This window comes from Streptomyces sp. NPDC048278, assembly GCF_040652195.1.
In the GTDB taxonomy this organism is placed as follows: domain Bacteria; phylum Actinomycetota; class Actinomycetes; order Streptomycetales; family Streptomycetaceae; genus Streptomyces.
Window position 1 is genome coordinate 74,988 of the sequence record NZ_JBEZLP010000047.1, and the last position, 10,540, is coordinate 85,527.

General features: G+C 70.1%; 9 protein-coding genes. 4 read left to right on the forward strand and 5 right to left on the reverse strand.

Annotated features, from left to right (window positions below; genetic code table 11):
• Nucleotides 1-95 precede the first annotated feature (95 nt).
• Nucleotides 96-1,772: a glycosyltransferase family 39 protein gene (locus AB0D74_RS45355; RefSeq protein WP_362600606.1), complete on the forward strand. Its 1,677-nt coding sequence runs from the start codon at nucleotides 96-98 to the stop codon at nucleotides 1,770-1,772.
• A 427-nt stretch (nucleotides 1,773-2,199) separates the two neighbouring features.
• Here the strand turns inward: AB0D74_RS45355 and AB0D74_RS45360 are convergent, their stop codons facing one another.
• From AB0D74_RS45360 to AB0D74_RS45380, 5 genes are all read right to left on the reverse strand, one after another.
• The gene (locus AB0D74_RS45360; RefSeq protein WP_362600609.1) at nucleotides 2,200-3,006 is read right to left on the reverse strand and encodes an SDR family oxidoreductase; all 807 of its coding nucleotides are present in this window, start codon (nucleotides 3,004-3,006) and stop codon (nucleotides 2,200-2,202) included.
• A 229-nt stretch (nucleotides 3,007-3,235) separates the two neighbouring features.
• A complete protein-coding gene (locus AB0D74_RS45365; protein ID WP_362600613.1) occupies nucleotides 3,236-4,057 on the reverse strand; it encodes a carbohydrate ABC transporter permease in 822 nt (273 codons plus the stop codon).
• A complete protein-coding gene (locus AB0D74_RS45370; protein ID WP_362600616.1) occupies nucleotides 4,054-5,001 on the reverse strand; it encodes a sugar ABC transporter permease in 948 nt (315 codons plus the stop codon). The genes AB0D74_RS45365 and AB0D74_RS45370 overlap by 4 nt, the downstream gene beginning before the upstream one ends.
• A gap of 14 nt (nucleotides 5,002-5,015) precedes the next feature.
• Complete coding sequence (locus AB0D74_RS45375) at nucleotides 5,016-6,401, reverse strand: extracellular solute-binding protein (protein WP_362600619.1); 1,386 nt, start codon at nucleotides 6,399-6,401, stop codon at nucleotides 5,016-5,018.
• A 205-nt stretch (nucleotides 6,402-6,606) separates the two neighbouring features.
• Complete coding sequence (locus AB0D74_RS45380) at nucleotides 6,607-7,605, reverse strand: PfkB family carbohydrate kinase (RefSeq protein ID WP_362600622.1); 999 nt, start codon at nucleotides 7,603-7,605, stop codon at nucleotides 6,607-6,609.
• Nucleotides 7,606-7,697: 92 nt separating this feature from the next.
• Between AB0D74_RS45380 and AB0D74_RS45385 the strand changes: the two genes are divergently transcribed.
• The 3 genes from AB0D74_RS45385 to AB0D74_RS45395 all read left to right on the forward strand — a co-directional run.
• Nucleotides 7,698-8,483: a DeoR/GlpR family DNA-binding transcription regulator gene (locus tag AB0D74_RS45385; protein WP_362600625.1), complete on the forward strand. Its 786-nt coding sequence runs from the start codon at nucleotides 7,698-7,700 to the stop codon at nucleotides 8,481-8,483.
• Nucleotides 8,480-9,850 (forward strand): 6-phospho-beta-glucosidase, encoded by a 1,371-nt coding sequence (locus AB0D74_RS45390; RefSeq protein WP_362600628.1) that lies wholly within the window; start codon nucleotides 8,480-8,482, stop codon nucleotides 9,848-9,850. Before AB0D74_RS45385 ends, AB0D74_RS45390 begins: the two co-directional genes overlap by 4 nt.
• 1 nt (nucleotide 9,851) lies before the next feature.
• Nucleotides 9,852-10,540 (forward strand): glucosamine-6-phosphate deaminase (locus AB0D74_RS45395; RefSeq protein WP_362600630.1); only part of this gene is annotated, 689 nt, incomplete at its 3' end.

Consider the following 10,540-nt stretch of genomic DNA (forward strand, 5'->3'; position numbering starts at 1 on the left):
CTGATCGTCCGGTCAGGTTCGATCAGCGTCCGGTCAACGAGGCCCGGGCACGCTGGCGGCGCTTCTTTCGACGCCGCTGAAAGGCCCTGTCACCGATGTCCGTTGATCAACGTGCCCCCGCCGCGGCGGGCGCGGTCTCCCCTCCTGTACCCGCCCGTCGACGATCACCGGGCCCGGCCACGGCAGTTGTCGTCACCGCGCCCTTGGCGCTGACCATCGTGCTGGGGCTCTGGGGCATCCGCAGGGAGAACACCCTGTGGGGGGACGAGGCCGTCACCTATCAGCTCGCGCACCGCGATCTTTCGCAGATATGGCGCACCGCCCAGCACATCGATCTGGTCCATGCCCTCTACTACGCCGTGATGCACGAGGTCTTCGGTCTCTTCGGCGGAGGGCTGCTGGCGTTACGGCTGCCGTCCGTGCTGGCGACGGCCGTGGCGGCGAGCGGAATCGGGCTACTGGGGCTGCGTTTGGCGGGACCCCGTGCCGGGCTGCTGGCCGGACTGGTGTTCGCGCTCCTCCCCCAGGTACAGAAGTACGCCCAGGAAGGCCGTTCGTACGCCATGGTCTGCGCGCTGGTCACCTGGGCCACGTATGCGCTGGTCATCAGCGTCTCCCACCGCGCCCGGCGGCGTTGGGCGGTCTACGGCTGCCTCATGCTGCCGGCCTGTCTGCTCCACGAGTTCGCGGTCCTCGCCCTGGTCGCCCACGGCGTCACACTGGTCGTCTCGCGTGTCCCACGAGCGGTGCTGAAGGCGTGGAGCGCGACGGCCGCAGGCGTGGTGGCCGGGCTGTTGCCGCTGGCGATCGTCAGCGCGGGGCAGTCGGCGCAGGTGTCCTGGATCGACGGACCGGTACGGCTCCCGTATCTCCTGGTGGTGGCGGTCGTGGGCGTGGCGTGCGCCCGGGCCCCGCTGAGGGTGAGAGGGCCCGTACGGCTCTCCGCGCTGGCTGTGCCGATCCTCGTCCTCCCGGGCCTCCTGCTGCTGATCGCCTCGCTGGTCAAACCCCTTTTCGTCGACCGGTACGTGTTCTACAGCAACATCGGGATCGCCTTGCTGCTGGGCGCCTGGATCGACCACTTCCACCGGCGGCAGCGGTCTCCCCGTACCACGTGGATCGCGGCGGTCGCCGTACTGGCCGCGCTGGTCCCGCCGAGCCTTGCCCTGAGGACCCCGCAGAGCCGGAGCAACAACGCCACCGCCCTCGGCGCCGCCGTACGCACCCAGGGCCGCCCCGGCGACGGCCTGCTCTACCTCTCCGTCCAGTACCGGTCCTGGACCACGACCCACCCCGAGGACACCCGTCTCCTGACGGACCTGGCCCTGGCGCAGGACCCTGTCTCGTCGAACACCCTCACAGGTGTCGAACTCCCCGCCCAGGCCATAGCGGCCCGCATGCTGCAATTCGACCGGATCATCGCGGTCCGCCTCCCGGCGGGCGCGCACCCGCCGACGACCCCGCAGGAGAAAGCGAAAACGAGGACCCTGCGGCGCCACTTCCGCGAGTACGGAACAACCCATGTCAACGGGGCGCGAGTCACTGTCTATGTCCGAGACCACGCCCCCTGTCCGAAGGCCGGTCCTGGATCCGACAGCCCCGGAGCGAGCGATGGTGCCGTGGGAGACCGCGGCTGTTCTGTAGTGCTGCCCCACCAGGGCGTGTTCCGGAAACAGATCAAGCATCGCGGTCGGCCGGGCCGGGCGTCTCGTCTGTCCAGCCTCGCGGCAGAGCCAGTCGGCCTGACCGGTGTGCCTCGCGCCGTTCGGTGACCCATCGCTCGACCTGGTTCACGGATGTGGCGAGCGACTGGCCGGTGGTGTCGATCAGGTGGGTTCGCCATCGCGGGTCCTCGGCGCTCCACGAGGTCCACCGGTGCCAGGCCATCTCCGGCCAGCTCCCGTCGATGATGACGTCAGGCCGAAAGTGCGGGTCGCGGGCGTGCCCGCGGTGCCAGGCGGCCCAACCGCAGAAGGCGTCGGTGGCGGCCTGGTCCCACCGGCCGGCGTCGCGTGCGGCGAGTCGGTTGCTCAGTCCGGCTACAGGGGACCCGGAAATACCGTGGGACAACCGCGATGACTGCCAGTACGACGGCGAGACCTGGCCGTGCGACGACCTGCTCGACCTCGCCTCGCCCTACGCCGATCACCCTGACTACCCGCGACGACCCTGAGACGGAGATCGTTTGCGGGACGGCTCTCAGGGCGTGCCCGATGCGGTCGTCGCGATGCCGCCGTCGACCGGGATGACGGCGCCCGTGAGGTAGGCCCCGGCCCTGCTGGCGAGAAACACGGCGACACCTGCCATGTCGTCGTGGCGGCCGAGCCGGCGCACAGGGGTCGCCGCCGCGATCATGTCGCCGATGGCATCGAGGGTGGACGCCGTCATCTGTGACGGGAACACTCCCGGTGCCACCGCGTTCACCGTGACGTGCTGTGGGCCCAGCTCTCTGGCAAGGACTCTGGTGAGTTGGTGGAGTGCCGCCTTGCTGCTGGCGTACGAGTAGTTGGGCGCCTGGGCGACGTGGATGGCGGCGATACTGCCGATGTTGATGATCCGCGCGGGGTCATCGGCGGTGCCCGCCTTGCGAAGTGCGGGGAGCAGCGCCTGCACCAGCCAGAACGGCGACTTGAGGTTGAGGTCGATCACCGCGTCCCAGGCCTCGTCCGGGAACGTCTCCAGCGGCTCGCGCCACATGGCTCCCGCGTTGTTGACGAGGATGTCCAGGTGTTCCGAGTCGGCCTTGACGAGATCGGCGAGGCGCCGGCACTCGTCGTGCCTGGAGAGGTCGGCGGGGATTGCCTGAACGTCGCCGAATTCGGACAGCAGACGCTGTGCCTCCGCGCACGTGTCTGCCTTGCGTGAGCTGATGACGACGCGGGCGCCCGCCTGGAGAAGGCCGCGCGCAATCATCATCCCAATTCCCCTGGTGCCGCCCGTGACAAGGGCGTACTTCCCACGCAGATCGAAAAGTTCTGTGTGGGTGGTGAATTGGCTGTCCGCCATTGGTCTCCGTGTCCTTTCTGCCGTGGAAAATGAGCCGACACGGTTGCGCATTCGGGGCAGCTGAATTGAACTCATGGGGTACAGCTGCAGTGCGTGTCCATGGAGCGTTGTCGGCGCTTTCGACTCGACCAGGCTGACAGGCGTTCGGGACGTGTGGGAGACCCTGGTGATCCAGGCACTGTGAGAGCCCCCCTGCCTGGTGCGCCGGCTCACTCAGGTGAGGTCACGGTCACGCCTTGACTGCGCCCGACAGCATGCCGGCGATGAAGTGGCGTTGGAGGAAGACGTAGAGGGCGATGACGGGGAGGGCGACGATGATCGAGGCGGCGGCCAGAAGGGAGTACTGGGTGGTGTGCTCGCTCTGGAAGAAGGCCAGGCCGAGGGGGGCGGTGCGTTTGTTCTCGTCGGTGATCATGACAAGCGGGAGCAGGAACTCGTTCCAGGTCCACATGAAGACCAGCATGGCCATGGTCAGCAGGGCCGGGCGGCTGGTGGGGACGAGGATGCGCCACAGGAGCCGCCAGTCCGTCGCGCCGTCGAGCCGGGCCGCCTCCACGATGCTGACGGGTACCGAGCGGAAGAAGTTGCGCATCCAGAAGACGCCGAAGGCCAGGGACTGAGCGGTCTGGGGCAGGATCAGCGCCCAGTAGGAGTCGGCGAGCCCGGCGTTGCGCAGGTTGAAGTAGAGCGGGATGACGAACGCCTCGGGGGGCACCATCAGGCCGATCAGGGTCACGTAGAAGAGGAGTGAGCGGCCGGGGTAGTTGAAGTGCGCGAAGGAGAACCCGGCCAGGATCGCCAGGACGGCGGTGAGGACGACGACGGACACCGCCACCAGCACGCTGGAGCCCAGGTAGGTGGCGAAGTGGCCCTGGTGCCAGGCGGTGGCGAAGTTGCCGAGGTCGAGGTGGTGGGGCCAGGTGAAGGAGGGGGACGCCTGGGCGGCGGGGGTGAGCGCGGACGTCACCACGCCGATCAGCGGGATGAGGGCGAGCGCGGCGAAGAGGGTCAGGACGACGTAGTTGAGCGCGCGTTCACGTGCGGAGATCATGTCCCGTCCTCCTCGGGCTGGAGCTTGGTGATCAGGAAGGTGATGAGCAGGATCACCGCGGTCAGGACGACGGCGATGGCGCACGCCGAGCCGACCTGTCCGGTGCCGAAGGCCCGGTTGTAGACCTCGAAGGCGGGCAGGCTGGTCGCGTTGCCGGGGCCGCCGTGGGTGGCGACGTACACCAGGTCGAAGGTCTTCAGGGCGGCGATCACGGTGAGGGTGAGCGCCACGGTGATCTGGCCGCGCAGGCCGGGGAGCGTGACGGCGAAGAACTCCCGTACGAGACCGGCCCCGTCGAGCTTGGCCGCCTCGTACAGCTCGCCCGGGATCTGGCCGATGCCGGCGATGAACAGCACCAGGCACAGGCCGATCTCCAGCCAGGTGCCGATGAGTCCGACGGACGGCAGGGCGGTGGCGAAGTCGCCGAGCCAGGGGCGGGCCACCGCGTCGAGACCGATCGCGCGCAGGGCGGTGTTGAGGACGCCGTCGGGGGCGTAGATCGCGGTCCAGGCGGTCGCGGTGACGACCATGGCGACGACCTGCGGCAGGAAGATCAGCGCGCGGAAGACGGAGACCCCGCGCAGCCGGGAGGCGCGGGTGGTGATCGCGGCCAGCATCAGGGCGAGCGTGATCGGCAGGACCGAGAAGAAGAGGATCAGGACCAGGGAGTGCAGGAAGCCGGAGCGCAGCTGCGGATCGCGGGCGATCTCGGTGTAGTTGGCGAACCCGGCCCAGGTGGAGGCGGAGATGCCGTCCCAGTGGAAGAGGGAGATCTGGACCAGCTGGCCCAGCGGGATCAGAAGGAAGACCGTGAGGACGGTCAGGGCGGGGAGGGCGTAGAGGTAGCCCTGCCACTGGATGCGGCCACGGCGCCGGGCCGGACGCCCGCCGGGGGCGTCGGCCTGGCGCTTGGGTGCCGTCGGGCGGTGTGCGGTGACAGCCATGAGAGGGATGTGCCTTAGCTGCCCTGCTGGAACCGGGCGTAGTCGGACTGGAGTTGGGCGCCGAAGGCCTGCGGCGAGAGCTGTCCGGCGGTCAGTTCCTGGACGGCGGCGGTGAGGGTGTCGTAGAAGGTGGGGGTGGTGTAGTCGAGGTAGGGCAGCAGGCCGTCCTTCTCGCTGACCGCCTTCCACTGGGCGAGGATGTCGGCGTCGACGGTGCCGGCGGCGGGCTTGTAGTCGGCCTGCGGGAGGGCGGGCAGGTTGCCGTTGTCGGCGAGGACCTTCATGCCGTTGCTGTTCACGAGGAAGTCGATGTAGGCGGCGGCCACGTCCGGGTGCTCGGACTTGGAGGTCATGGCCCAGGCGAGGCCCTCGCCGCCCTGCGTGAGCGGGGGCTGCCCGGCGGCGGGGCTGAGCGCGGTGAAGCCGACGTTCGTCTTCATCTTGGGTTCGAGTACGGCGGCCTGCCAGGTGCCGTCGACGAGGAAGAGGGACTTGCCGGCGGCGAAGTTCGCGACCGCCTGGTCCTTGCTCTCGCCGTTGAAGCCGGAGCCGAGGTAGCCCTTGTCGGCCCAACTCCGCAGGGTGGTGGCCGCCTTCAGGCTTCCGGCGTCGGTCCATGTGGCGCCGCCCTCGTCGAAGACGAGTTTGCGGACCTCGTCCTTGCCGGCGGTGGCCGCCTGGACGACGCCGAAGATGTGGATGCCGGGGCTTTTGTCCGCGTCGCCGTAGGAAATGGGCTGCAGGCCGGACGACTTGGCCTTGGCCAGGGCGGTCTCGAAACCGGCGAGGGTGGTGGGGACGGGCAGGCCGAGGGACTTGAGCTTGGCCTTGTTGTAGTAGATGCCGACGATCTCGCCGGTCTGGGAGACGCCGTACAGGTTGCCGGTCTTCCAGGTCCTGCCGTCGGAGGAGAAGCGGTTGAGGTCGAGGAGCTGGGAGGGGAAGGCGGTGTCCCAGCCGTAGAGCTTGGCGTAGCTGTCCTCGGGCTGGAGGAGGCCGGCCTTCACGAAGGCGCCCATGTCGGGGTATCCCTGGTTGGCCTGGACGACGTCCGGCGGGTTCGAGGAGGACAGGGCCAGCTTCAGGGTCGTCTTGAGGTCGGAGAAGGACCGGGAGACCCGCTTGATCGTGACGTTCGGGTACTTCGCCATGAACGCCTTGTTGAGGGCCTCGGTGGAGGCGTCGGTGCCCGGGTCGGTGTTCTGGTCCCACTCGGTGAGAGTGACCTTGCCCGCCTTGGCGACGTCCGTGGACACCGGGCCGGCCGTCCTGTTCGTGTCGGCGGACGAGTTGCCGCTGGGGCCGGGTGAGCAGGCCGCGACGGCCGTCAGCAGGCCGGTGGCGAGGGCGGTCGCGGCGACGGCGCGCCGGGCGGCACGGCCTCGGGTTCTCTCGGTCATGGAGTGGTCCTCCTGGTGCTGGTGGAGCTGCGGGCGGTGCGGTGTTCCCGGAGGGGCGGGAACCATGCGGCCGACGGGGCACGGCCGGTGGGGTCTCAGGGGGAAGCGGGTACGGCGGAGTGCCGGTGTCGGTGCCGGTGGGCTGCCGGACCGGCGGTGCGGTCCGGCGGTCCGGCGGTCCGGCGGTCCGGCGGTCCGGCGAGCGTCAGCGCAGGACCGCTCGCATCCGCTCGACGTCGTCGCCGGGGATGCCGGGGATCTCGGTGAGGAAGGCGTCGACGGCCGCCCGCCCGGGCGCGCTGCCCGCGCCGCCCAGGCTTCGCACCGACAGGGCGGCGCACAGTGCGGCGAAGCGCAGGCGGGTGGGCAGGGGCCAGTCGTGGCCGAGGCCGGTGATGAGGGCGGCGGTGAACACGTCGCCTGCGCCGGTGGGGTCGACGGCGGGCACCTGTGGGGCGGGGATCCGGACGAGTTCGCCGGTGTCGCCGGTCACCGCGACCGCTCCGCGCGGGCCGTCGGTCACGACGACGTCGGCCACCAGGCCGTCCAGGACCTTCACGGCCTCCTCGACCGTGGCGGTGCGGGTGTAGCTGGTGGCCTCGACGGCGTTGCAGACGAAGACGTCGACCTCGTCGAGCCGGGTGAGCACCTCGGGCGACCAACGGCCGGTGGGGTCCCAGCCGACGCCGCCGACGACCCGGGTGCCGCGGGCGCGCAGCCGGGCGATCCAGCCGGGCAGCGGCCTGCCGAGGGTGAGCTGTACGAAGCGGGCGTCGGGCAGCTCACCGTCCCACACCTCGGGACGCAGGGCGCCCTCCTCCTCGTAGGTGATGAAGGTGCGGTCGTGCTCGTTGCTCGCGGCGACCGTGACGGGGGTCTGCACGGCCGGGTCGCGGCGCAGCCAGGCGAGGTCCAGGTTCTCCTCGCGGGCGAGTTCGGCCGCGATGTGGTCGCCGAGGAAGTCGGTGCCGATCACGGCGCACAGGCCGGTCCGCAGGCCCAGGCGGGCGGCGGCCACGCTCCGGGTGGCGGTGCCGCCGGGGACGACGGCGAACCGGTCCGCAAAGACCTCGCCGCCCTGGGTGGGTAGGTGCGGGATGCCGGCGAATACGAGGTCGCAGAAGACTTCGCCGGCGAAGAGCACGTCGAGCACGGATACCGCCTCCGTCTGGTGCCGCCACATGAAGTGCTCAACTATGAGCACCGGTTGCACGAGATGACAAGAGTCGGTCAGTTACGAGCAAGTTTCCCTCGCCTTCATGACTGAAGTCAGTCATCCGGTGCTATCTTCACTGCGTGACTTCACGCAACCGACACGCGAAGATCGTGGAATCCCTGCGCACGACCGGGGTGGCCTCGGTACGCGAGCTCGCCGAACGGCTCCAGGTCAGCGAGTCCACGATCCGCCGGGACCTGATCGAGCTGGACCGCGACGGCGAGCTCGTGCGCACCTACGGGGGCGCAGCCCTGTCCCCGCGCGCCACCGTGGACTCCACCGACCGGGGACCCGCGAACGAGACGCCCTTCGACGTCGTCGCCACCCGCGACCAGGCGCTGAAGGAGGCCATCGCGGAGGAGGCCGTGAAGCTCGTCGAGGACGACAGCGTGGTCGTCCTGGACATCGGAACCACACCCGCGGCGATCGCCCGCCGCCTGCGCGGCCGTCCGGTCACGGTCATCACCAGCAGCCTGGCCGTGCTCGACGAACTCCGTCACGACGAGGCCGTACGTCTGGTGATGCTGGGCGGCGTGCTGCGCCGCAACTACCAGTCCCTGGTCGGCTCCCTGACCGAGCAGGCACTGCGCCAGGTCAGCGCCGACCTGCTCTTCCTCAGCTGCACCGGGGTCCGCCCCAGCGGTCACGTGGTCGACAACATGGCGGTCGAGGCTCCCCTGAAGCAGGCCATGATCGAGACGGCCGGGAAGGTCGTCCTGGTCGCCGCCGAGTCCAAGTTCCCGGGCACCGGCTCGCTGCGGGTGTGCCCGTTGTCGGACATCGACGTCCTGATCACCACCGGCGGTGCCGATCCCGACACTCTCCAGCTCTGCCGCGAGGCGGGTGGAAAGGTGATACTCGCATGAAGTTGACGGTCCTCGGCGGCGGCGGATTCCGCGTGCCGTACGTCTACCAGGCCCTGCTGCACGACCAGGGCAGCCCCCGTATCGACGACGTCTGGCTCTACGACACCGATCCCGCCCGTCTCAAGGCCATGGCGGAGGTGCTCGCGCAGTTCGCCGACGGCCGGCCCGACGCCCCCCGGGTGACGGTCGGCACCTCGCTCGACGACGCCCTGGAGGGCGCCGACTTCGTCTTCGCGGCGATCCGGGTGGGCGGACTCGCGGGCCGGATGTGCGACGAGCGGGTCGCCCTGGACCTGGACGTCCTCGGCCAGGAGACCACCGGCCCCGGCGGGCTCGCCTACGGCCTGCGCACCATCCCCGTGATGCTCGACATCGCGCACCGCGTGCGCAGGCTCGCGCCGAACGCGTACGTCATCAACTTCACCAACCCGGCCGGGATGATCACCGAGGCGATGCAGAGCGTCCTCGGCGACCGCGTTCTCGGTATCTGCGACACCCCGTCCGGCCTCGGTCGCCGCATCGCCACGACGCTCGGACTCGACCCGTCCCGGGCCCAGTTCGACTACGTGGGCCTCAACCACCTCGGCTGGATGCGCCGGGTCCTGCACGACGGCGAGGACGTGCTCCCCCGGCTGCTCGCCGACGACGAGCGCCTCGGCGGTCTGGAGGAGGGGGTCGTCTTCGGCAGGGAGTGGCTGCGCGACCTGGGCCTGATCCCCAACGAGTACCTGTACTACTACTACTTCAACCGGGACGCCGTACGCTCCATCCTCGACGCCCCGCAGACTCGCGGCGAGTTCCTCAGCCGTCAGCAGCGGGAGTTCTACCAGCGGGTGACCGAGGCTGCCGGTGGGTCGGCGGTGCAGTTGTGGCGGGAGACCGTGGCCAACCGCAGCGCCAACTACATGGCCGAGGCCAAGGGAGAGGTGCAGGGCGAGGCCGAGGCCGACGCGGACTTCCGGCCGGACCCCGCTCACCAGGGCTACGCCGGTGTCGCCCTCGCCGTGATGGCCGCGATCAGCCGCAACGAACGCGCGACGATGATCCTCAACGTCCGCAACGGCACGACCGTGTCCGCGCTCCCCCAGGACGCCGTCGTCGAGGTGCCGGTCACCGTCGATGCCAACGGTGTCCACCCGCTCACCATCACCCAGCCCGACCTCCACCAGGCCGGACTGATGCAGCAGGTCAAGGCGGTCGAACGGCTCACCATCAGCGCGGCCGTCACCGGCTCTCGCACCGATGCGCGCAAGGCGTTCTCGCTCCATCCGCTGGTCGACTCGGTCACCGTCGGCCGACGGCTCCTCGACGGCTACATCGAGCGCATCCCCGAGGTGGCGGCCGTGTTCACGGGCGGGCAGGGCTAGCGTGGAGATCGTCATCGTTCCGGACGCCTCTGCGGGTGGCGAGCTGATCGCCGAGGCCATGGCCCGGCTGCTCCGGCACAAGCCGGCCGCGCTGCTCGGGGTGGCCACGGGCTCGACCCCGCTCCCCGTCTACCAGGCGCTCACCGCCAAGGTCCGCGCCGGCGCGGTGGACGCCTCGCGGGCGCGGATAGCCCAGCTCGACGAGTACGTGGGGCTGCCGACCGACCATCCGGAGTCGTACCGGTCGGTGCTGCGGCGCGAGGTGCTGGAGCCGCTCGGGATCGGGATGGACGCGTTCCTCGGTCCCGACGGCGCGGCCGAGGACGTACGGGCCGCGTGCGAGGCGTACGACGCGGAGCTGGCCGCGGCTGGGGGCGTCGACCTCCAGTTGCTGGGGATCGGGTCGGACGGGCACATCGGGTTCAACGAGCCGTGTTCCTCACTGGCCTCTCGGACCCGGATCAAGACGCTGACCGAGCAGACCCGGGTCGACAACGCGCGGTTCTTCGACGGGGACGTCGACCGGGTGCCGCACCACGTCATCACCCAGGGGATCGGGACGATCCTGGAGGCCCGGCACCTGGTGCTGCTCGCGACGGGTGAGGGGAAGGCGGACGCGGTCGCGGCGACGGTGGAGGGGCCGGTCGCCGCGGTGTGCCCCGCGTCGGCGCTGCAGTTGCACCGGCATGC

Coding starts and splice junctions, on each gene's coding strand:
- AB0D74_RS45355 (WP_362600606.1), top strand. CDS start 96: ATGTCCGTTGATCAACGTGCCCCCGCCGCGGCGGGCGCGGTCTCCCCT.
- AB0D74_RS45360 (WP_362600609.1), bottom strand. CDS start 3,006: ATGGCGGACAGCCAATTCACCACCCACACAGAACTTTTCGATCTGCGT.
- AB0D74_RS45365 (WP_362600613.1), bottom strand. CDS start 4,057: ATGATCTCCGCACGTGAACGCGCGCTCAACTACGTCGTCCTGACCCTC.
- AB0D74_RS45370 (WP_362600616.1), bottom strand. CDS start 5,001: ATGGCTGTCACCGCACACCGCCCGACGGCACCCAAGCGCCAGGCCGAC.
- AB0D74_RS45375 (WP_362600619.1), bottom strand. CDS start 6,401: ATGACCGAGAGAACCCGAGGCCGTGCCGCCCGGCGCGCCGTCGCCGCG.
- AB0D74_RS45390 (WP_362600628.1), top strand. CDS start 8,480: ATGAAGTTGACGGTCCTCGGCGGCGGCGGATTCCGCGTGCCGTACGTC.